This window comes from Nonomuraea sp. NPDC050310, assembly GCF_040655795.1.
Taxonomy (GTDB): domain Bacteria; phylum Actinomycetota; class Actinomycetes; order Streptosporangiales; family Streptosporangiaceae; genus Nonomuraea.
Window position 1 is genome coordinate 40,729 of the sequence record NZ_JBFAKP010000035.1, and the last position, 20,868, is coordinate 61,596.

Annotated in this window: 20 protein-coding genes and 1 pseudogene; 14 read left to right on the plus strand and 7 right to left on the minus strand. The window is 70.5% G+C overall.

Annotation, left to right across the window (positions count from 1 at the left end; all coding sequences use genetic code 11):
• Window positions 1-22 precede the first annotated feature (22 nt).
• The 3 genes from AB0I67_RS40915 to AB0I67_RS40925 all read right to left on the minus strand — a co-directional run bounded on the left by AB0I67_RS40915 (window position 23) and on the right by AB0I67_RS40925 (window position 5,164).
• On the minus strand, window positions 23-3,925 hold the full coding sequence (locus AB0I67_RS40915) for a hypothetical protein (protein WP_357935936.1): 3,903 nt from the start codon (window positions 3,923-3,925) through the stop codon (window positions 23-25).
• Window positions 3,926-3,946: 21 nt separating this feature from the next.
• Complete coding sequence (locus AB0I67_RS40920) at window positions 3,947-4,546, minus strand: RICIN domain-containing protein (protein WP_357935939.1); 600 nt, start codon at window positions 4,544-4,546, stop codon at window positions 3,947-3,949.
• A 63-nt stretch (window positions 4,547-4,609) separates the two neighbouring features.
• On the minus strand, window positions 4,610-5,164 hold the full coding sequence (locus AB0I67_RS40925) for a hypothetical protein (RefSeq protein ID WP_357935942.1): 555 nt from the start codon (window positions 5,162-5,164) through the stop codon (window positions 4,610-4,612).
• Between the two features lie 1,400 nt (window positions 5,165-6,564).
• Here AB0I67_RS40925 and AB0I67_RS40930 point away from each other — a divergent pair.
• The 13 genes from AB0I67_RS40930 (at window position 6,565) to AB0I67_RS40990 (ending at window position 16,418) form a co-directional block, all read left to right on the plus strand.
• Window positions 6,565-6,765, plus strand: coding sequence for a hypothetical protein (locus tag AB0I67_RS40930; RefSeq protein WP_357935944.1), 201 nt, complete (start codon window positions 6,565-6,567; stop codon window positions 6,763-6,765).
• A 136-nt stretch (window positions 6,766-6,901) separates the two neighbouring features.
• Complete coding sequence (locus AB0I67_RS40935) at window positions 6,902-7,093, plus strand: GNAT family N-acetyltransferase (RefSeq protein ID WP_357935946.1); 192 nt, start codon at window positions 6,902-6,904, stop codon at window positions 7,091-7,093.
• A gap of 270 nt (window positions 7,094-7,363) precedes the next feature.
• Complete coding sequence (locus AB0I67_RS40940) at window positions 7,364-7,690, plus strand: carboxymuconolactone decarboxylase family protein (RefSeq protein ID WP_357935990.1); 327 nt, start codon at window positions 7,364-7,366, stop codon at window positions 7,688-7,690.
• Window positions 7,691-7,814: 124 nt separating this feature from the next.
• A complete protein-coding gene (locus tag AB0I67_RS40945; RefSeq protein ID WP_357935949.1) occupies window positions 7,815-8,144 on the plus strand; it encodes a hypothetical protein in 330 nt (109 codons plus the stop codon).
• Window positions 8,141-8,845, plus strand: a complete 705-nt coding sequence (locus AB0I67_RS40950; protein ID WP_357935952.1) for an SDR family oxidoreductase — start codon at window positions 8,141-8,143, stop codon at window positions 8,843-8,845. Before AB0I67_RS40945 ends, AB0I67_RS40950 begins: the two co-directional genes overlap by 4 nt.
• Before the next feature lie 207 nt (window positions 8,846-9,052).
• Window positions 9,053-10,201 (plus strand): serine hydrolase domain-containing protein, encoded by a 1,149-nt coding sequence (locus tag AB0I67_RS40955; RefSeq protein WP_357935954.1) that lies wholly within the window; start codon window positions 9,053-9,055, stop codon window positions 10,199-10,201.
• Window positions 10,202-10,212: 11 nt separating this feature from the next.
• On the plus strand, window positions 10,213-11,646 hold the full coding sequence (locus AB0I67_RS40960) for an MFS transporter (RefSeq protein WP_357935957.1): 1,434 nt from the start codon (window positions 10,213-10,215) through the stop codon (window positions 11,644-11,646).
• Window positions 11,647-11,717: 71 nt separating this feature from the next.
• Window positions 11,718-12,206 (plus strand): carboxymuconolactone decarboxylase family protein, encoded by a 489-nt coding sequence (locus AB0I67_RS40965; protein WP_357935958.1) that lies wholly within the window; start codon window positions 11,718-11,720, stop codon window positions 12,204-12,206.
• Window positions 12,207-12,413: 207 nt separating this feature from the next.
• A complete protein-coding gene (locus tag AB0I67_RS40970; protein WP_357935961.1) occupies window positions 12,414-12,548 on the plus strand; it encodes a hypothetical protein in 135 nt (44 codons plus the stop codon).
• 147 nt (window positions 12,549-12,695) lie between these two features.
• Window positions 12,696-13,658: an alpha/beta hydrolase gene (locus AB0I67_RS40975; protein WP_357935964.1), complete on the plus strand. Its 963-nt coding sequence runs from the start codon at window positions 12,696-12,698 to the stop codon at window positions 13,656-13,658.
• A gap of 284 nt (window positions 13,659-13,942) precedes the next feature.
• Window positions 13,943-14,830, plus strand: a complete 888-nt coding sequence (sigJ, locus tag AB0I67_RS40980; RefSeq protein WP_357935966.1) for an RNA polymerase sigma factor SigJ — start codon at window positions 13,943-13,945, stop codon at window positions 14,828-14,830.
• A 254-nt stretch (window positions 14,831-15,084) separates the two neighbouring features.
• Entirely contained in the window at window positions 15,085-15,375 is a 291-nt protein-coding gene (locus AB0I67_RS40985) for a hypothetical protein (RefSeq protein WP_357935969.1), read from the plus strand.
• Window positions 15,376-15,587: 212 nt separating this feature from the next.
• Complete coding sequence (locus AB0I67_RS40990; RefSeq protein WP_357935972.1) at window positions 15,588-16,418, plus strand: CPBP family intramembrane glutamic endopeptidase; 831 nt, start codon at window positions 15,588-15,590, stop codon at window positions 16,416-16,418.
• Between the two features lie 31 nt (window positions 16,419-16,449).
• Here the strand turns inward: AB0I67_RS40990 and AB0I67_RS40995 are convergent, their stop codons facing one another.
• The 3 genes from AB0I67_RS40995 to AB0I67_RS41005 form a co-directional block, all read right to left on the minus strand.
• Window positions 16,450-17,139 (minus strand): response regulator transcription factor, encoded by a 690-nt coding sequence (locus tag AB0I67_RS40995; protein ID WP_357935975.1) that lies wholly within the window; start codon window positions 17,137-17,139, stop codon window positions 16,450-16,452.
• Entirely contained in the window at window positions 17,136-18,320 is a 1,185-nt protein-coding gene (locus AB0I67_RS41000) for a histidine kinase (protein ID WP_357935978.1), read from the minus strand. The genes AB0I67_RS40995 and AB0I67_RS41000 overlap by 4 nt, the downstream gene beginning before the upstream one ends.
• A 697-nt stretch (window positions 18,321-19,017) precedes the next feature.
• Window positions 19,018-20,076: a YafY family protein gene (locus AB0I67_RS41005; RefSeq protein WP_357935981.1), complete on the minus strand. Its 1,059-nt coding sequence runs from the start codon at window positions 20,074-20,076 to the stop codon at window positions 19,018-19,020.
• A gap of 51 nt (window positions 20,077-20,127) precedes the next feature.
• Here AB0I67_RS41005 and AB0I67_RS41010 point away from each other — a divergent pair, with 51 nt between their 5' ends.
• Window positions 20,128-20,565 (plus strand): VOC family protein, encoded by a 438-nt coding sequence (locus AB0I67_RS41010; RefSeq protein WP_357935984.1) that lies wholly within the window; start codon window positions 20,128-20,130, stop codon window positions 20,563-20,565.
• A gap of 138 nt (window positions 20,566-20,703) precedes the next feature.
• On the opposite strand, the pseudogene AB0I67_RS41015 reads toward AB0I67_RS41010, so the two are convergent.
• Window positions 20,704-20,868 (minus strand): annotated as a pseudogene (locus AB0I67_RS41015) (methylmalonate-semialdehyde dehydrogenase (CoA acylating)); the annotation flags it as partial.

Here is a 20,868-nt window from a genome sequence, read left to right on the forward strand (position 1 = left end):
CGTACCGGGAACCCTGCCTCGGTCAGCCGGTCAAGGCCAGTATCCGGGCCAGCGTGTCGGCATAGGCCGACGTCCCGCTGTCGTTCGGGTGGAAAGACTCCCGGCTCAGACACACCGGGTCGGAGACGTCGAGCGGATTGAAGATGCAGCTCGCCGGGGCGTCCCCGGGGTGAAAGTCACCTTCGCCGTTCGGGGTGATCATGATGGGGTTGATCCAGGCGACGTCCGCGCAGGCCTCGTGGCCGCCGAAGTAGCCGATCGGGCTGGCCGCGTAGACCTCGATCCCTTCGTCGGTCTGAAGCTGGGTGGCCAGTTCCGCCTGTTTCCCTTCCATGTACCGGGCGAGTTCGGAGAGCGCGGCGGCCTCCCCATCGGTGATCAGGGCGGTGCCGGCGACGCTGCAGCCGTCCGCGGCGATCAGCTTCGGATAGCCCAGCAGGACGATCTTCGCGTTCGGCGCCTTGTCCGGGGCGTGAATGTCCCGGATGACCTCCTTCACCTTGGCGGCCGTCCTGTCGATGATCGCCTTGTACGTGGGCAGGAACGAGTCACCGGTGCACTCCACGAGCGGGATGATGCAGTTGCTGAGCGCGTTGGTGAAGGCCCCCTCGTCGTTGCCGCCGAGGGTGAGGGTGACCAGGGTGGTGTTCTCGTCGAGCACGCCGGACCTCATCTGCCCGATCTCGTGGAACTGGCCCTCGCCGCGCTTGTACCTGTCCGGGTGCTGCCACGACTCGGGGACCAGGTCCCCGGTCACATTCCACGTCTGCGCGCCGGAGCAGGCCACGAACCCCAGCTCGTGGTTGGGGTCGAAGCGGTCGACCAGCGTGCCCAGGTTCTCGGTGTCGCCCGGCAGGACCACCTTGCGCGGGTAGGCGCCGTTGCTGCGCCTGCAGGCGTTCCAGTCGGGCGTGCCGTGGTCGGCGTCGGACTCGGCGAAGTAGTTTCCGGCGCCTTCGCCGGAGCTGTAGGAGTCACCGAGGGCGGCGACGATGTGCCTCGGCTTGGCGTTGAGCTTCTGGACGGCGATCGCGTCCCAGCCCACCCGTACGGTGCCCTTGCCGTCCTGGGTGACGTTGCTGAGGCGGACGCTGGGCACGGTGCCGTTGAAGTTGTACACCCCCAGGGACACCCAGCCGTTGCGGCCGAGCCGCTGCGGCAGGTAGCGGCGCTTGTTGTAGGTACGGCTGCCGTCCACGTCGATCTCGTAGCGGGCCTGCTGCGTGCGGGCCCCGACGACCGGGAGGTGGACGAACACCCTGGCCCACCCGGCGCTCTGGTTCAGCGTCCAGGTGCCGACGGCGCTGCGGGCGGAGTCAGTGCCGGGGATGGTGTTGCTCATCCAGAACTGGCCGGCGAAACCGCTGCCTATCTGGTGCACGTCGATCTTGCCCGGATAGGTGCCGGCGGCGTCCGGCCGGAAGGTGAGCCGGAACGAGCCAGCCTCGGTGTAGGCCGGGGAACAGCCGGGTCTGACGGAGGGAACCGCCTTGGCCACGTTGTCGACGATGAGCGCGCCGGACGGCAGGCCGGCCAGGCCGCAGTTCGGCGGGTAGTTGGCGCCGTCCTCCTGGTAGGCGTAGCCGGGGTCGAAGCGGATGAACTCGCGGCCGCAGTCGTTCTGGCAGTCGGCCTTCCACGTGGCCGGGGAGTGGTACCAGCACTGCAGGTCGTACTGGCCGGCGCTGTTCTTGTGACCGCACGGGCCGGCGGGCTCGCCGATCACCTCAGGGGCGTTGGGCGGGTAAGAGGCGCCGGGGACGCAGTCGTTGCTCGCGTCGCAGAACAGCGTGGTGGGCGGCTGGACGAGGTAGCGGTCCGACGCCGTCAGCCACCAGGCGGGCACGAAGTTGTGGACGAGCTTGCCTGGGGTTTCGATGAGCTCGATCGGATGGCCGGCGAAGCCCATCACCTTCTCCGGGTACGGCCAGTCCTGAGGGTGGGCGGCGTCCGCGTACGACTCCTCCATGAAGGGGGTGCGGTCGGCGGGATAGCGCGGGTTGATCGGGTTGTTGAGCCAGCCCACCCCCCAGGGCTTCCCGTTGCCGAGGTTGGGGTGGAAGCCGGAGTTGTACGCCCAGGCGGCGAAGAACCAGTTCTCGATCCGGTCGGCGCTGCCGTTGTTGAGTCTCAGTCCGGCGCGGCGGGTTTCGTTCCACTTGTCCTGCAACATCTGCATGCCCTTGGCGATGTTGGCCGCGAAGTCCAGCGCGATCGCCCGCTGCTGGTCGAGAGGCAGCGCTGTCTCTCCCGGCCGCTCCTTGCCGGCCAGTCGCATGCCGTCGGTGACCTGCATGATGCCGTACCCGCAGTCGGCGTCCGCCCAGTTGATCGTCCAGTCGTCGCCTTCGTCGTCGTTGTAGTAGTCGACGCCGAAATAGTTGCCGATCAAGGGATTCGCGGTCACCCCAGGGATGGCGAAGCGGGCCGCCTGCCAGGTGTTCGACTCCTGGGTGGCCACGCCCAGCAGGACCTGCGCGGGCACGCGACCGCCGCCGTCGAGCGTCCTGGGCGGGAACAGGCCCTGCGGCGTGTAGGCGGGCATGCCCAGGTTCTTCCAGTTCGCCGGCCGCGGCACGGTGAGCCGGCCGTACACGGCCTGGTCGACGGCCCACTCCACCTGGCGCGGCTTGGGCTGCATGGTCTGGTTACGCGGGTCGTTGCGCGCCACCGAGCAGTACCGCGGGTCGCCGTCGGCGGGGGAGTGCGGGTCGCCGGCCGCGGCGGGCGCGGCCCTGCCGAGCGCGGGGCTCGGCTCCGCCCCGCCGCCCGCGCCCGCCACCGGCGTCACCGAGAGCGTGAACGGCTTGTTCGTGGCCAGCGACGTGGCGGTGATGTTCACCCGCTGCGCCGCGTCCGGATCGGCGGGCGCCACCCGCGGGTCCTTGGTGCGCTCGCGGAGCACGGAGGTCACGGCGACGCCACCCGACAGCGACACGTCCACGTCGTCCGGCACGCCGGCGAGCGCCACGCTCGGCGCCGCCGCGCGGGCCTGCGTGGACTTGGCGCCCGTCACGTACACCCGGCCCCCGCGAGCGGAGCGTACGCTCAGGCCCGTGACAGCGCCGGTGGCCAATAGGGTCACGGCGTTCCCCCCGGCGAGGTCCACGCGGCGCACAGAGGCGGTTGCCTTGTCCTCCACCTGGGCATACACCACGCCGCCATCGGCGTCTGGAGCCAGCCGGTACGGCACGCCCCTCGCCCGGGCCAGCAGAGTCCGCGTGCCGTCGGGCCGTACCCGCACCAGCGCGCCGGAGTCGGCCGCCACGATGCCGTCCTTGGCGGGCACGGCCGACGTAAGCTGTCCCGGCACCTCGATCGGCGGCTTCACCTTCCCCTTCACGGTGTCCAGTTCCAGCAGCCGGGTCGCCGCCAGGTCCTCCCCGCCGCCCTGGGTGAGCACCGCCGACTCCGACGGGCCGCAGCCGGGGTTGAAGTAGGCCAGGCTGGTCTGCACCTTCAGCTTGCGCACCCGGCCGCCGTCGAGGTCCACGATCGCGGTGAACCCGCCGCGGTCGGCCAGCTCGGCCTTGTTGGGGAACGTGCGCGGCGCGTACACCACCACGGCTCGCTCGCCGGACGCCGTCACGCAGACGTTGCCGATCCACAGGTCGGTGTCGAAGCCCGGCTCCGACAGGGATGCCGCCGTCCGCCACCGGTAACCGTCCTTGGCGTCCGCCACCAGCACGTGGAAACCGGTGGCGTCGCCCGCGGTGGTCACCGCCCGATCGGACGACTTCTCCCAGTCCCCGCCCAGCAGCCCCGCCCGTTCGGCGGGCGCGACGCTCTCCGGCGCGGCGGCCTGGGTGGCCGGGACCGTGAGCTCCTGGCCAGGCGGCGGGGTCGGCGTCGCCCGCGCGGGAATCGGCGCGGATAACAAGGCCGAGACGGACAGAACGGCGGTGAGGGCTGCTCGGGCACGCATGGTCACTCCTCGGGCGAAGGGTCAGGCCTTGTACGACAGCCAGGTCTGATGGGCCCGACGGTGGCAGTCCCACTGAACGATCTTGGTGAGGTCGGCCAGCGAGCCGCCCTGGACCTCCATGCAGTAGTGCGAGGCGTCGTTCGTCTGCTGGTTGAGGTGGGTGCTGGTGTTGTACCAAACCTGGTTGGACAGGCCGAGGTAGCAGGTGTACTGCAGGAGCGGGGCGCCGCGCGTCATGGTCGGGATGGGTTCCAGGCACTTCCCGCTGTTGCCGTTGCCGATCAGGTGGAAGTCGATGGAGCCGTCGCCCTCGGTGTGCCACAGGTACCACATCTGCGAGGTCCGGCCGGCGATGCACCGGTACTGCACCGCCTGCGCGCCGCTGTCCTTGGAGGCGCCCCGGACGTCCAGGCATTTCCCGCTGTTGAGGTTCCGGTAGGTGTAGGGGCCGATCCAGGAGCCCTGCGCCTGGACGCCGTCCTTCGTCAGGGGTGGTGGCGGCGGCGGCACGTCCGCGCCGGCGACCGGTACGAACCGCGCCGCCGCGGTCGCCGTGCCGGACAGCCCGGCCGCCAGCAGGACCGCGGTCGCCGCGATGGTGAGAATGCGTCGGATGCCCATGGGCCTTCTTCCTCCGTGCTCGGTTGATGAGATCGATCGGGTCAGGCGGGACCCGCCCAGGTGCTATGCGCCGTCGACGGCCCACGCGTGCGTGAGCACGCCGTCGAGGTTCCACCGGGGCGTCGCGTCGGTGGTGTAGTGATTCATCAGGCGCGCGTTCACCGCACGCCACGCCCCCGACTGGCTGATCCGCCACACCGTGGCGAGCCGTTCACCCGTAGGGAGCGGGTTCTGGTCGACCTTGCCGTCCGCGTCGACGAAGCCGAGGACTCCTTCGTCGATGAAGGCGCCGCCGTCCCGCAGCGCGGCCGCCTCCTGCGGCAGCGCGAGAAGGTACGAGGCCCGGCCGGCGGCGCGAAGCCGGTGGAGCGCCGTGCTGCCGGCGAACTGCGTACGGGAGACGTACCGTGCGGCCTGCACGCCCGCCGGGCCGAATCCGTGCTCGCGGATCGCCGCGTCCAGCTCCGTCTCGCTGGTGGTGTAGAAGTATCCGCCGATCGGGGTGGCCAGCTCGTACAGCCTGACTAGCTGGACCGAGCCCGTCCCGGCCTCGGCCGGCGAGACGGTCAGGGCTAGGAGGGACGCGGCTGTCGCGAGCAGGATCGAACGTCGTGACATGGACGTCATGGACAGTCCTCCACTCGAGGTCATCGGATCGCCCGATGGTGATCAAGGACACCGCGCGGTCCGTGCCGCTCGCGCACGGTTCTGTCTCCTCCGAAGCCGCAGACCGGCAGGTCCGTACGGCCCGAATCCTGCCAACGGCCAGCCACGCTCCCCAGGGCGCCAACCGGACATTTTCCGGACATCTCCCGCGCGCTAGGCCGAGCGACCAGATGCCGCGTCGAGGACGAGTACCTCAGGGAACGACACAGGGTGCCTGGCGCTAGGCGGGCTGGCCGCCGTCGGGGCCAGGTCGTCAGCTCGTGCATTCCTGTTCAGGAGAAGGCAGCAGGTGACGGATTCACCAACGACGCCGCCGTGAACCCGTCGACGCCCAGCCCCGACTGAACGGTTCCGGGGGAACACCTGTGGCCATGAACTCGCTGCGAACTGCTCTGAGCCCTGATGGAACCGACGACAGCCCGCTGGACACGACCGACGGTGAGGTGATGCGGCCACCTGCGGATCCGCGTGAGCAGGCCGGCGGCTGGATCGCGATCCCGTAGGGGCGAATGTCAGAGCCGGGAGCCGTGCGGGCCAGGAGGTGCAGACAGCGGGGATGGGACACGGCGTGTACGTGCGTGAAACAGGGCGCGAAACCGCCCTCGGTGTCTGATCGCCTACTCTGCGATGGTTCCGCAGATGCGCACTGAGGGCGCTCGGAGTGCCGCAGCAGATCCGCGACCTGTGCCGGGGCGGCTGGGGGCACGGTCGCGGGCTGCTGCATCTCATTTCCAGCCAGGAGACCTGCGATGCCGCCCCACTCGCTAATGGATCACAGCGGCGAACCGGTGCTGTGTGCGGCCTGCGAGGTGTACGGCCGGCGAGCTACATCCCGGCCCGGGCTCGCCGGATCGTGACCCACGGCCTTTGCATCGAGCGCCATCAGAGGACGAACGACGGTCAGGCGGATCGTCTGCGGACCTCCCGCCCCGAGCGCGTAGCGAGGAAGCCGCCGCCGAGAACAACGGCGCGACCGGGCCGGACCCTCGGCAGACGATGACCGGGCGGCCTGCGCTCTGCTCCACCTTCGACCATGTCCAAGCACTTCAGGCATCCGACCCGCGAGAGCATCTCCACGTAGCCTGGCCCGCTCCGGTCGATGTACAAGACCATGTACTTCAACCACGGCATCGCCCTGCGTGCCTTGAAGACCTGCCCCGATGGCCGGCCTCGCACCTGTGTGTCCGGTTGCCGATGCATGTCGCCGACCGGCTCTTCCGCCGGGTCGAGGTCGGAAGCACGGTCCGTGTCCGCCCATGACGAACACCGTCTCGCGCACACCTCACGCTTCGCGTGAGCGAGACGAGCGGGCAGAGAGAGTTAGGCCGTGGCCCACGCCCGTCGAGTCGGCGATGGAAGCGCTGGTCCAGGACCTGCTGGTCAAGGAAGGCTGGCAGAGCGGCGAGTCGTGGACGTTGCTTCGGCGCGACCTAGCGGAGCCCGTGCCGGATCCTGGCGTCCACGTCGAGGTGACCGGGCCGGAACAGGCAGAGGAGTGGGCCGCGGTCCTGCGGGCGTCGTTCGACAGGTCGACGTTCAGCGGCGCGCACTGACACGCGACGGCGGCGGGCGCCCCCTACGCAGATGCACGGTGCCTGACCGTACGCGACCACCAGGGCGAGGCGGTGGCGGTAGTGATCGTGTGGTCGGCGGGTGAGGGCAGGATAGGGCTGATCGAGCCTCTGGGGGGTGCATCGGGCACACCGGGGCCAGGGGTACGGCCGGGCGGTCACGATCGCCGCGGCCAGCGCGCTCCGGGAGCTGGGTTCGTCCCGCATGGTCGTGTACTGCGAGAGCTCCAATGTCGGTGCCGTCGCCACCCGCCGGTCGGCAGGCATGGAGCAGGTGTCCGAAAGGCGGGACATGTCCCGCGACGCTTGACGCTTGCGGGTCGGGGGCGTGGCCGCGAGAGAGCGCATGCGGTGATGCCGAGGGGGTGGTACGGCAGGAAGCTCGGCGACACCCTCGGAGCGCGGCATGCCTCGCCGCGGGCGTGGAAGGGCCCGGGGCTCTTATGGGCTGGACGGTCGTGCCCGTGCTGTGTCCAGGCAGGGCCCGCCTCAGGTGACGCTGTCGCTACTGGTGCGGGGTCCCAGTTCGCGGACGATGTGGGCGAGGGCGCGATGAGGCCGCTTTCGGCTTCGCTGCGAGATCAATGCCTGCGGCGCCTGTGTCCACGCCCACACCCAGGTCCTGGTCAAGGCGGGGGAGAGCGTCGAGCGGATCGCCGCGGTGGCCGCCTGGCGGGAGGCGCCGTTCTTCAGCGAAGCCGAGCGGGCCGCGCTGGAGCTGACCGAAGCGGTCACCCGGCTGGTGGACCGTTCCGGCGAGGCGGTGGACGACGAACTGTGGGGCCTGGTCGCCGGCCACTACGGCGAGAGGCAGATCTCCGCGCTGCTCCTGCTCATCGGCGTGACGAACCTATTTAACCGGCTCAACACCGCCATCAAGGAGCCCGCCGGCGCCACCTGGACGTGACCGGGATCAGCGCGCCGGGCATGGCGGCGATGTTCACCGCCCACGACAGGCTGCGCGGCGAACTGACGCACCTGGCCCGCCTCGCCGTACGAAGCGACCGGAACCACCGCCGCTGCACCACGCCTTGGCCCAGCGACCGGACAGCCTGGGCCTGCTGGTGGCGATCGGGGCCGAGCATGCGGCGATCCACCAGCTCATCGGTGCGATCGACGAGCGGGTGGCCACCCACACCCGCGCCCATGCCAGCACCGGGCCAGGCGCGCTCGGCGACCTGGCCGACTCCCTGGTCACAGGCCTGACCGGGCACCTGGTGCACGAGGAGCACGCGGCGCTCCCGCTGCTCCTGGGGACCATCACCCCACCCCAGTGGGCGCATTTCGCCCATCTCCACAGCCGGCTGACCACCGCCGACACGGCCCGTACCGGCCCCGACCGTTGGAGTACGACACCATGACCACCATCGCGCTGATCACAGGCGCCAATAGAGGCATCGGTCACGCCGCCGCCAAACTGCTCGCCGAAAACGGCGTCACCGCGATCATCGGCGCCCGCGACGCCGTACAGGGCAAGGAGGCCGCCGGGCCGCTCGGCCTGCCGTACGTGCGGATCGACCTCACCGAGACCGACAGCGTCCGGGCGGCGGCCGCCCGGATCGAGCGGGAGTACGGCCGGCTCGACATTCTGATCAACAACGCCGGGATCACCGTCCCCGACGGTCCGCCCAGCGACACCACGGCCGAGGACGCCAGGCGGGTCTACGAAACCAACGTGTTCGGTGTCATCGCCGTCACCAACGCGATGCTGCCGCTGCTGCGCCTCTCACCGGCGGGACGGATCGTGAACGTCTCCAGCGAGCGTGGTTCACTCGACCGCGCCCTGGACCGGGGCCATCCGCTGTGGCCGATGCTCAACCTGGCCTACACCTCCTCCAAGGCCGCCCTGAACATGATCACCGTGTCGTACGCCAAGGAGCTGTGGAACACACCGATCAAGGTCAACGCCGTTGACCCGGGATGGGTCAAGACCGACATCAATCACAACACGGGGATCAAGAGCCCGGAGGAGGGCGCCGCGCCGATCGTCACCATGGCGCTGCTGGGCCCCGACGGCCCCACCGCCACCTTTGTCCAGCACGAGGGCCTTCTTCTCTGGTAGCTCATGCCGGCCGAGTTGAGGCGGGCACACAGGCCAGGACCCCGCCCAGGGCCGCGGGCCGGCAGGAGCGCGGCCCACGATGGCGCGATCTGGCCCGAGTCCGAACGGGCCGGCCGCAGCCACGCCTCCTGGGCAGCGAAACCCCGGTCACCTTTCCTTGGCGCCATCCGTCATGCCGCCGGGGACGAACACACGAAAGGTTTGACGATGAGTGACACGCACGTCCACGGGACGGTCGCCGACGGGTTCGAGCGGGTGCGCGAGGAGTTCGCCGCAGTGGTGGCCGCGCAGCGCGGCCAGGTGGGCGCCCAACTGGCCGCCTACGCGCACGGGCGGCGGGTGGTGGACCTGTGGGCCGGCACGGACGTGGCCGGTGACACGTTGACCTGCGTCTACTCGGCCACCAAGGGCGCCGCGACGCTGGTGACGGCGCTGCTGGTGCAAGAGGGGGTCCTCAGCCTGGACGAGCCCGTGGCCCGGCACTGGCCGGAGTTCGCCGCTGCGGGCAAGGACGCGATCACGTTGCGCGATGTGCTCAGCCACCGCTCCGGAGTCATCGGTGTGGACGGCGGCCTGACTGCGGCCGAGCTCGCCGACGACGCGGTGATCGCGCGCCGCCTGGCTGGGCAGCGTCCGTACTGGCGGCCCGGGTCGGCCTACGGTTACGGCGGGTTCGTCACGTTCGCCGTGGTTAACGAAGTGATCCGGCGCGCGACAGGCCAGTCGCTCCAGCAGGTCTACGAGCAGCGCGTGCGGGCCCCGTACGGCCTGGACCTCTACCTGGGGCTGCCCGAGAGCGAGGAGGGCCGGTTCCGGCCGATCGAGTGGTGGACGGCCACGCCGGAGCAGGAGGCCGCGTTCTGGTCGAACCTGCCCGGTCCGCAGAGCATCCTCGGCATCGGCTACGGGCTTAACAGCACGCCGCCGCTGGACCAGGTCGCCTTCGCCAACACCCGCGCCGTCCGCGCGAACGGCCCGGCCTCGGCCGGCGGCGTGGGCAGCGCCCGCGGCCTGGCCGGTCTGTACGCGGCAGCGGTCTGGGGGATGGACGGACAGCTGCCGCTGCTCACGCCCGACACCGTCGGCGAGTTCGCCCAGTTGCACTCCGTCGGCGCCGACCTGGTCCGCGGCGAGCAGGGCAACTACGCGCTCGGCTTCCAGGCCAAGGGCCTGCGCTACCCGTTCCTCAGCGCCAACGCCTTCGGCCACGACGGCTCGGCCGGCGCCGAAAGCTTTGCCGACCCGCGTGGAGGTATCGCCTTCGGCTACACACGCCGCCGCTACGGCTTCGCCTGGTCCTACCCCGAACATGACCGCCTCGCCGCCGCCGTGCACGCCGCCGTCGCCGCTTCCTGAAGGACGTTCACATGACCTCGATCGACGCTCCCCGTCCAGAACGCAGCGGCCTGGCGCTGCTGGTGATCGCCGCCGCCCAGCTGCTGATGGTGATGGACGGCACCATCGTGACCGTGGGCCTGCCCGTCATCGGAACCGGGCTCGGCATCCCCGAGGCCGACCTGGACTGGGTCTTGACCTCCTACGCGCTGGCCTTCGGCGGCTTGCTGCTGGCCGGCGGGCGCGCCGGTGACCTGTTCGGCCGGCGCAGGATGTTCCGCGTCGGACTGGTCGCCTTCCTGGCCGCCTCTCTGCTGGGAGGCGTGGCTGGCGACGGGACCACACTGGTGGTCGCCCGCGTGCTGCAGGGCGCGGGAGCGGCGATCGTCGCCCCGGCCGCGTTGTCCCTGCTCGCCGACACCTTCCCTGCCGGGCCGCAGCGCAACAAGGCGCTCGGCGTGTACGGCGCCATGGGCGGCCTCGGCTCGGTCGCCGGCCTGCTGCTGGGCGGCGCGCTGACGGAGTACCTGGGCTGGCGGTGGATCATGTTCGTCAACGTCCCCATCGCACTGCTGGTCCTGGCCGGCACCTTCGCCCTGGTGCCCGGCAGCCGCGAGCGCGGTGGCCTCGACCTGCCCGGCGCGGCCACCGTGACCCTCGCCCTCGGCTCGCTGGTCTACGCGATCAACCGGGCCGGCTCCCACGGTGACGGCCTCACCCTGGTCTTCGGCGCGGCGGCCGTGGCACTGCTCGCCGTGTTCGTGGTCATCCAGCGCACCGCGCGCAGCCCGATGCTGCCGCCGGCCGTGCTGGCCGACCGGGGCAGGCTCGGCGCCAATCTGATCATGCTGCTCATGGGCGCCGGGCAGCTAGCCACCTTCTACTTCCTCACCCTCTACATGCAGACGATCAAGCAGTACTCGCCCATGGTCACCGGGCTGGCGTACCTACCGTTCGCCATCGGCATCGGCATCGGTTCCGGTCTCATCGGGCCCCGGCTGCAGGCGCGTGCCACCACCCGGACCGTGCTGGTGATCGGGATGGCGGTGGCCGCCGCCGCGATGGGCTGGTTCAGCCTGCTCACGCCGGACCAGAACCCGCTGCTCGTGCTGCTGCCCGCCCAGCTCGCCGGCGGCGTCGGCCTGGGCATCGGCTTCGTGGCCGCCACCATCGGCGGCGTGCAGGGCGTCGCGCCGCGTGCCTCGGGCATCGCCTCCGGCCTGGTCAATACCAGCCAGCAGATCGGCGGCGCCATCGGCCTGGCCGTCCTGGCCGGCGTCGCGGTGGCCGCCACCACCGGCCAGCCGGCCGGAACGCCCTTGCCCGACGCGCTCACCAGCGGCTACACCACCGGCATGCTCGGCGCGGGTGGCTTCTACCTGGCCGCCGTCCTCGCCGCCGTCGTCCTCCTGCGCCCTCGCCCCGCCGACCAGGACGCCCCGGCCGTGCACGCCCTGCCTCATTGAGACCACCGGTCACCTTCGTGCCCCGCCGTCCGTCACCGCAGCGAAACACACCGAGGAAAGGAACCATCATCATGACCAGCACCGAACGTCAGTCGCGCCTGCCCAACCCCGCCGTGCTCATCCCCGAGCTCAAGGACGTCGGTGGCGCCCTGTACCGGGCGGCGGGAAACGGCTCGATCCCACAGTCCACGATCAGCCTGGTCCAGCTGCGGGCCGGCCAGCTCGCCGGCAGCACCTATCTGACCGTCCTGCACACCGGCAACCTGCGCAGCACCGGTGCGAGCGAGCAGGCCGTCACCGCCGTGTCCTCCTGGCGCGACGCTCCGTACTTCACCGACGCCGAACGTGTCGCGCTCGAGCTCGTCGAAGCAGTCCTGACCCCGAACCCGTCCGGCGAGCGCGTCCCCGACGACCTCTATGCCCGGGCCTGCCAGCAGTACGACGACAAGGCCCTGGCCACCCTCATCATGGCCATCGGCCAGGTCTGCTTCTTCCTTCCCCTGGCCCTCATCGGCAAGCCGTTGCCCGGCGTGTCCCCGGCCGAACAGTGGCGGAACTGACCCCTCCCGAAGGCCTCGCTCAGGGTGAGGACCGGCCTGCGAGCCTCACCCTGAGCGCTACCCCCTCGTGCCACTCCGAAGTGGCCGCCCCGCCGGAACCTCCTCATCGACTAGGCGGCTGGGGCGGCGCGTGGGCGACGGCCCACCGCCACCCCCTGGTTCCCCAACGGGTCGCAACCGGGCTTCGACGGACACTCCGTCCGCCAGGTGATCAGAACCGCGGTGTCCGGCACGCACCTGCGCATCCGGCTGTCCAACGCCTACGGCACCACCCCGCTGCGGCCGACCGGGGCCCGCTCTCGCCAAGACGGCGACCGCCTGCACCCGAGCCCGGCCGGCTAGCAGGCCATGGCCGACGCCGTCGACCTGACCACTCTGACCGGCATCAAATGACCACGATCGAGATCGATGAGCGCGGCCCGGCCGTACGCGCACCCGACCTTGAACACCTATGCACGGAGCACTGAAATGACCTTGAATCGTCGCAAGATGATCTCGCTCGGTACCGCCCTCGCCGCGGCGGGAAGCCTGGCGGCGAACGCGGGCCCTGCCTCGGCCGCCTCCTGGCCGACACCTCCCGGCGACGCCGAACTGGCCGCGTCGCTGCCCGGACGTTTCCGCAGCGAACACGCCCACGTCAACGGCACCCGGCTGCACTACGTGACCGGTGGCAAGGGGGAACCGCTCGTCCTGCTGCCCGGCTGGCCGGCCACTTGGTGGAGCTACCACAAGGTCATGCCGGCGCTCGCCCGCCGCTTTCGCGTGATCGCCGTCGACATCCGCGGCATGGGAGCGTCCGGCAAACCGGCGGGCGGCTTCGACAAGAAGACGATGGCGCGCGACGTCTACGAGCTGGTGCGCAGGCTCGGCCACGACAGTGTCAACATCGCCGGGCACGACATCGGGGCGATGGTCGCCTTCAGCTTCGCGGCCAATCACCCCGAGGCGACGCGCAAGCTCGCCCTGCTGGACGTGCTGCATCCCGACGAGAGCCTCTACCAGATCCCGATGCTGCAACGGCCGGGCGGCGACACGCACATGTGGTGGTGGGCGTTCAACCAGGTTCAGGGCCTGCCGGAACAGCTGCTCGCGGGCCGGTCGCGCTTCCTGATCGACTGGCACTACGGCATCGGGCTCGTCGACCAGGCCTCGGTGACCGACCGCGACCGGGCCATCTACGCCCGTGCCTACGACAGGCCCGAGGCCATCCGGGCGGGCAACGGCTGGTACCAGGCCTGCCACCAGGACATCCAAGACATGAAGACCTATGCCCGGGTGACCGCGCCCGTGCTCGGCCTGGTCGCCCCGGACACCCGCCCCTGGTTCGAGGGCACCCTGCCCCACCTCGCCACGGACGTGCGTGGCATCGTCACGGTGGAGAAGGCACTGCACTGGCTGTGCGAGGAAGACCCCGAACTGGTGTCGCAGTCACTGGCCCAGTTCTTCGCCTGACGGCTCGGCCTGGCTCGGCGCCCGACGGGCCACAAGCCGCGTGCGGCTTCGAGCTCACCTGGGACGGAGGGGACACGACCTTCGGGCCGTTGGTCCACAAGGTCGCGAACAGGCTCACCATCCGGTACCCGGGCGGCCGGCTGCGCCTCCTGCCCGTCCTGCTCTCCGCTGCGGCGCACTCCTGCGGCGCCTGCTCGAAGCCGTCCGGTTGCGATCGCGCGGTCACCTTTGAGTGCTGTGATGCGTCAGCGTTTTGATATGGCCGACATGAGAGGAATGAAATTGTGACGCCCCATGACTTCCTGGCCGACCAGTTCCAGGGGCACCGTCCCCACCTGAAGGCGGTCGCCTACCGCATGCTCGGCTCACTGAGCGAGGCCGAGGACGCGGTCCAGGAGGCGTGGCTGCGCCTGGCGCGTTCTGACTCGGGTGACATCGACAACCTCGGTGGCTGGCTGACCACCGTGGTGGGCCGGGTGTGTCTGGACATGCTGCGGAGCCGCAAAGCCCGCCGCGAGGAGTCGCTGGAAGACCGCCTGCCCGATCCGGTGATCAGCCGTGCCGATGCCGCCGACCCGGAGCAGGAGGTGCTGCTGGCCGACTCGGTGGGCCTGGCGCTGCTGGTCGTGCTGGAGTCGCTGACCCCGGCCGAACGGCTGGCGTTCGTGCTCCATGACATGTTCGGTCTGCCGTTCGAGCAGATCGCGCCCATAGTGGACCGCACTCCCGTGGCGGCCAAGAAGCTCGCCAGCCGGGCGCGCCAGCGAGTCCGCGGCGCGACCCCGAACCCCGACCCTGATCTGACCGGTCAGCGGCAGGTGGTGGACGCGTTCCTGGCCGCCGCACGCGGCGGCGACTTCGACGCGCTGCTGGCCATCCTCGACCCCGAGGTGGTGCTGCGCGCCGACGGCGGGGTGCTCACCGGCGGCATGCGGGTCATCCGCGGCGCCACGGCCGTGGCCGGACAGCTTGCCACCTTCCAGCGCATGGCCACCAGCGCCACCACCCACCCGGCGCTGGTCAACGGCCTGGCCGGCCTGGTCAACACTGTCGAGGGCCGGCTGTTCTCCGTCATGAGCTTCACCATCTCCGTCGGCAAGATCGCCGCGATCGACATCCTGTCCGATCCCGACCGGCTGGCCCGACTCAACCTCACCCACCTGGAGCCGTGATGTCCGACGCACGCCGGCACAGCAATGTCGCCGGTGCCCTCGAGTCGACTGAAATCACAACGGCGGATCTGATGATCAAGGAGACCCGTCCAAGGCCCGAGACCACCGTGGAGACACCGCCGTGAAGGAACCGACTGCCGAGCCGGCCCCCTCGATGACGGACGAGAAGTCGATCGCGATACACCTGGACCGAGCACGCAGTGAGGGCCCGTAGGGAGGGCCCGCACGCCAAAGATGCAACAAGCCCGCTCTCCGTGAGAGAAGCGGGCTCCCCGCCCGAGGCATTCGTCACGCCACGCCGTAGCAAGGCGAAACCGCGCGACCCTAGGGCGCCGACCGCGGTCGCCGCCGGACTGGCCGTCGCCGTCGTGCCCGCCGGAGACCGGCGCGGCACGCTCCGCGACGACCTCGCCACCATCCCCATCGACGGGATCGAACCCTGTCAGGTGGTCGTCGTCACCCGTGCCGGCGACCGCAACCCGCTCGTCGCCCACTTCACGCAAGCCGCGAAGAACTGCCTCGTGGGTACGGCGAGCACGCCGTAGTGCAGCTCGAAGCGGGGACGGTTCCTGATCCCCCGTGAGAGCTACCACGATGTCCGTTTGACGGGGATGGCACGCCCGGCTCCGATCCCTAACGTCTCTTGAGCCGCGGAAGACACCGCGGAAACCTGATCGAAAGGATCGCGATCGTGGCGTCCACGGAGCACTCGGAAAGTACCCCCACGGAAGCCGGCCCCGCTACGGGACGCGGCCGGTTGCGCAGGTTCCGGTTCCCTGTCCTGCTGGTCGCGTTGTTCGGTGTGATGTCGATGACGGGCGGGATCAACCAGCTCGTCTCGCCCGTCCCTGCTCTCGCGCTGCCGGTGGGCGTCGGCCTGGCCGTAGCCGCGGTGGCCTGCTACCGCTGGTTGTGCCGGACCGTCGAGCTCCGCCCGGACGTTTCCGAGCTCGGGAAGACGGGCCGATGGTCCCATCTGCGGCGCGGGACACTGCTCGGCTTCGGCCTGTTCGCCGGGTTGATGGCGCTCATCGCGGTGTTCGGCGGCTGGCAGGGGGTGTCGTGGGGCTCCTTCGGCGGCTTCCTCAGCACCGCGGGCATGATGGCGAGCGTCGCCGTCACCGAGGAACTGCTGTTCCGCGGAGTGGTGTTCCGCATCATGGAGGAACGTACCGGCACCGTGATCGCCCTGGTCGTCTCCATGCTGCTGTTCGGGGCGCTGCACCTGGTCAACGCCAACGCCACCCTGTGGGGCGCGTTCACGATCGCCTTGACGGGCGGAGCCATGCTGGCCGCCGCCTACGTCGCCACCCGCTCGCTCTGGCTGCCCATCGGCCTGCACTTCGCCTGGAACTTCACCCAAGCGGGGATCTTCGGGGTCACGATCTCCGGATCGGACGTCCCGCCCGAGGGCCTGCTGAACGTCACGCTGTCCGGCCCGACCGCGCTGACTGGCGGCACCTTCGGCCCCGAGGCCAGCCTTTTCGCCCTGCTGGTCTGCCTGGTGCCCACCCTCCTCCTGCTGCGGCGGGCCGCCCGCACCGGTCGGATTCGGCCACGCCCGCACCGCGCCGAAGTCTCCGCCTGACCGGATGCCGGCCGCGGAAGCCGGCGCCGCGTCAACTCTGATCGGCGGACACCAATCCCACCCGATAGGCGAGAACGACCGCCTGTACCCGGTCCCGCAGGTCCAGTTTCGTCAGGATCCGCGACACGTACGTCTTGACGGTCTCGGCGCTGATGGACAACCGTCCGGCGATCTCCGCGTTGGACAGGCCCTCAGCGAGTTGTTCGAGCACCTCCAGCTCCCGCTGAGTCAGCGCCCGCACGACCTGCTGCAGTGCCGTACGGGAGGAGTCGGTGGGACGCAGGCGCTCGGCGAAGCGGCCGATGAGGGCGCGGGTGACCGCGGGCGCCAGCAGGGAATCACCGCGCGCGATGGTGCGCACACCGTCCACCAGTTCTTTCGGCCGAGCGTCCTTGAGCAGGAACCCGCTGGCGCCGGCCTTGAGCGCTTCGTAGGCGTGCTTGTCCACGTTGAACGTGGTCACCACCAGCACCTTCACCGGATCGGCTACGTCGGGCCCGGCCAGTAGCCTGGTGGCCTCGATGCCGTCCAGGACGGGCATCCGGATGTCCATCACGACGACGTCCGGCAGCAGCCGCCGGGCGGCCTCGATCGCCGCGCGGCCGTCCGCGGCCTCCCCGACGACCTCCATGTCGGGCTGGGCCGAGAAGATCGTGATGTAGCCGGTGCGCACCAGCTCGTGGTCCTCGCAGATGAGCACCCGGATCGGCGTACTGGTCACGCAGCGCTCCTCGACGGGATGAGGGCCCGGACGGTGAACCCGCCCCCGGGCCGCGCACCGGCGGTCAGCTCGCCGTCCAGCAGGTGCAGGCGCCGGCGCAGCCCGTCCAGCCCCCGCCCTCCGGACGGTACGGCGGGGCCTTCCGCGCGAGCGGACCCTTCGGTGGTCACCTCGATGTCGATGTGGCCGGCGCGGTGGTGGACCGTGACCCTGGTGGGCCGGCCCGGCGCGTGTTTGACGGCGTTCGTGAGGGCTTCCTGAACCACCCGGTAGGCCGCCAGCTCGACGTCGACGGCTCGGGGGAGCTGCTCGCCGTACTCGGTCAATTCGACGGGCTGGCCGGACATGCGGGCCTGTTCGACCAGGCCGGCAACCCTGCCGAGGGTCGGCGGATGGTTCGTGAGCGCGGCGTCGCCGGTCGCCTCCAGCACACCGAGCAGGTGCCGGAGTTCCGTCAGCGCCTGCCGGCCGGTGTCGCCTATGGCGGACAGCCCCTGGCCCGCGCGTTCCGGCGCGGTGCCGACCAGGAACTGTGCCGCGTCGGCCTGCACGACCATGGCGGTCACGTGATGGGTGACCACGTCGTGCAGCTCGCGGGCGATGCGGGCCCGTTCGTCGGCGCCGGCCGCCAGCGCGGTGAGCCGCCGCCGTTCGGCCTCCTCGGCCCGCCGTCGGCGCATCGCCGCACCGGCCAGCCAGATCACCACCAGAACCAGAGAGAAGGCGAGGAAGTCGGTGATCCGGTTGGGGGATCCCAGCCGGCTCAGGACGATTGCCAGCGCGGCGTAGCCGGCGCTCACCGCCACCGCGAGCGTACGGCGATGCCGGCTCTGCTGGGCTCCGACCGTGAACAGGGCCACGTAGAAGCCGATGCCGGCGAACGTCTGCGGATAGCCGAGCGCCTGATGCACGGCGAAGGCGGCACCGATGACGGCGAGGCAGGCCGCCGGGTGGCGGCTGCGAAACACCAGCGGTGCCGACTGCGCCACGGTCAGCACCGCCGCCAAGGCGTCGGCCGGGCGCGCCGGCAGGTCGCCGAGCTGCACGCCGATGACGGACAGCGTCGGTACGAAGGCCAGCGCCGTGAGCGCCGCCGCGAGCGCGCCGTCCTTGACCCAGGCCTGCCGGGCTCTCCACCAGACCGGCCATGAGCGGACGGCCAGGGGAACGCTCACGATCATCGGTGTAGTCTAACGGCCCTCTCTGCGTGCACCTCGCGGGGCGCTCAGCCCTCGACGCGGGCTCCGCCCGTCGGGCTCACAGGTGAGCTGTGTTGCAGCCCCGAGGGCGGACCGATCTCGCGGAAGCCCGCGTCCAGTGCTGCCGCGGCTTGTTTCCCTGCTGATGGGCTGACCTGTCCTAGCCCGTCCTGGTGGGCTCTGCGCAAGGTGACGCGGTTGCGGGATCCAGTCCGTCTGGCGACGCCCGCCAGCGAGCTACCCCCCGGACCAGTGCTCGGCCGGTGGCCTGGCTGAACAGGGGACGAGATCCGGCAGAGCAAGCTGCTCGGGGTCAGGAAGCGGCCGCGTCCGTTGGCGACATCGGGTTGGGATGGTGCTGGAGCGACCATCGCTGCCGGGAGCGGGTGTCGCACCCGGCCGCGCCGCCGCAGCGGGGCCCGCGGTCGACGGGACGACGAGGATGGCGGCGGCGGAGAGGGCGTGATGCGCCGGGCGCATGAGCGGCTCCTTCTCCCACAGTGTCCCGGCCAGCGTCATGGCTGGGCATCTGCGAGCAGGCTCCCCACCCGAGGCATCCGTCACGCTACGCGGCATAAAGGCGAAACCGAGCGACCCTACGGTGCTGACCGCGGCGCGGGACGCACGGGTCGGTCCTGGCTGTCCTGCCGGACGGCCGAGGCCATGGCTCCTGCCGTCCTCACTTCGCCCTGACCTGCATCCCCAGCAGTCGGAGGCAGAAGGGAACCTCCCGTTCGCCGGCCCGCTCTCCGGGCCGCTGTGATAGGGCCGCTGCGCCGGCGCGGGCCGAACGGACGAGCCGGTCGGCGAACTCCACGACGAGGTCGCTGAGCTCGTCGGGTCGCTCGATGACGAAGGGCCGATCCAGTGACGCGAGTACGGCCGGCAGCCAGTCGAGCCGTTCCACCCGCAGCTCAACGCGTGACCAGTGCTCGGCGTCCGGCTCTGCCACGATCGCGACGCCGGCCGGCAGCCGGGTGCGGATCTGCTCGGCTGTCGCCTGGACTCGCAGAGTCACCTCGTAGCGGTAGGGAGCGGTGGCGAGACCGGTGAGGACTCGCTCGGCCGGGTCGAGTCCGGCGGGCGGGTCGAAGGCTCCGGGCAGAGGTCTGGCGTCGGCGATGCGGTCCAGCCGGAACGTGCGATCCTCGCTGATCGCGGGATCCACTCCGGTCACGTACCACCTGCCCGAATGGGCGACGAGCCCGTACGGGTGCAGCGTGCGCTCGCTGCGCCGCCCGTCGGCGGCGGTGTACCGGATCGAGAGCGGTCGGTGATGACGCACCGCGTCGGCGATCGCGAGCAGGACGGTGCTGTCCGGTGGGGCTGGTTCGCGGGGCGGGGTGGTGAAGGCGACGGCCTCGAGTACGGCGTCGAGCCTGCGGCCAAGCCGCTCGGGCAGCACCCGCCGGATCTTGGCCGCCGCCGTCTCGCTCGCCGTACCCGTGGCCGTCATCAGGCCGGCTCGCCGGCCTGCGACCAGGCCGAGCAGTACGGCGAGGGCTTCGTCGTCGTTCAGCATGAGGGGAGGCATGCGGTAGCCGGGGGAGAGCCGGTAACCGCCGTAGCGACCGCGCACGGACTCGACGGGGACGTCGAGGTCGATGAGGTGGTCGACGTACCTGCGCACCGTGCGCTCGTCGACGCCCAGCCGGTCGGCGAGTTCGGCCACCGTCCGGGTGCCTCCCGCCTGCAGGAGCTCCAGCAGGGTGAGCACGCGAGCGATGGGCCGAGACATGGGCCGAGCCTCCTGCGAATACCGGGCGGGTTCTGTCCAGTATTGAGGATAGTGTCCCTGACGAATGCCCACCTGACCAGGGAGAACGTCATGGAGTTCGTCTCGATCCGCATCATCACTGGCGATGTCGCCCGCCTCGTCGGCTTTTACGAGCGGGTCATCGGGGTGCCGGCGAGCTGGGCCAACGAGGACTTCGCGGAGATCAGGACCGCCTCGGCCACTCTCGCCATCGGCGGTACGCGGACCGTCCCCTTGTTCGCCCCCGGCTCGGCGCGCCCGGCCGACAACCGCAGCGTCATCCTGGAGTTCCTGGTCGACGACGTCGACAGCGTGCATCAGAACCTGACCGGCTTCGTGAAGGACTTCGTCAACGAACCCACGACGATGCCGTGGGGCAATCGCGCGCTACTGTTCCGCGACCCCGATGGCAACCTGGTCAACTTCTTCACCCCGGTCACCCCGGCGGCCATCGAGAAGTTCGTCCGGTGAACACGCTGCCCGAAACCGACGCCGTGCTCGTGGGCCGCAGGGGGCCACCGAAAGTCGCACACGCCATCGAGGCCGCCACCAACCGAGTGCGTACGGCGCAGATCAACGCCAACCCGGCCACATTCCAGGCGGTACAGGTCAGCGGTTGGTGGGGAATCCCAGGTTGACGCCGCCGTGCGAGGGGTCGAGCCAGCGGGAGGTGACGACTTTGCCGCGGGTGTAGAAGTGCACGCCCTCGGTGCCGTGCACGTGGGTGTCGCCGAACAGCGAGGACTTCCAGCCGCCGAAGCTGTAGAAGGCCAT

Coding starts and splice junctions, on each gene's coding strand:
- AB0I67_RS40975 (WP_357935964.1), top strand. CDS start 12,696: ATGATCTCGCTCGGTACCGCCCTCGCCGCGGCGGGAAGCCTGGCGGCG.
- AB0I67_RS41000 (WP_357935978.1), bottom strand. CDS start 18,320: ATGATCGTGAGCGTTCCCCTGGCCGTCCGCTCATGGCCGGTCTGGTGG.
- AB0I67_RS40960 (WP_357935957.1), top strand. CDS start 10,213: ATGACCTCGATCGACGCTCCCCGTCCAGAACGCAGCGGCCTGGCGCTG.
- AB0I67_RS40920 (WP_357935939.1), bottom strand. CDS start 4,546: ATGGGCATCCGACGCATTCTCACCATCGCGGCGACCGCGGTCCTGCTG.
- AB0I67_RS41005 (WP_357935981.1), bottom strand. CDS start 20,076: ATGTCTCGGCCCATCGCTCGCGTGCTCACCCTGCTGGAGCTCCTGCAG.
- AB0I67_RS40955 (WP_357935954.1), top strand. CDS start 9,053: ATGAGTGACACGCACGTCCACGGGACGGTCGCCGACGGGTTCGAGCGG.
- AB0I67_RS40965 (WP_357935958.1), top strand. CDS start 11,718: ATGACCAGCACCGAACGTCAGTCGCGCCTGCCCAACCCCGCCGTGCTC.
- AB0I67_RS40925 (WP_357935942.1), bottom strand. CDS start 5,164: ATGTCACGACGTTCGATCCTGCTCGCGACAGCCGCGTCCCTCCTAGCC.
- AB0I67_RS40915 (WP_357935936.1), bottom strand. CDS start 3,925: ATGCGTGCCCGAGCAGCCCTCACCGCCGTTCTGTCCGTCTCGGCCTTG.
- AB0I67_RS40930 (WP_357935944.1), top strand. CDS start 6,565: ATGGAAGCGCTGGTCCAGGACCTGCTGGTCAAGGAAGGCTGGCAGAGC.
- AB0I67_RS40950 (WP_357935952.1), top strand. CDS start 8,141: ATGACCACCATCGCGCTGATCACAGGCGCCAATAGAGGCATCGGTCAC.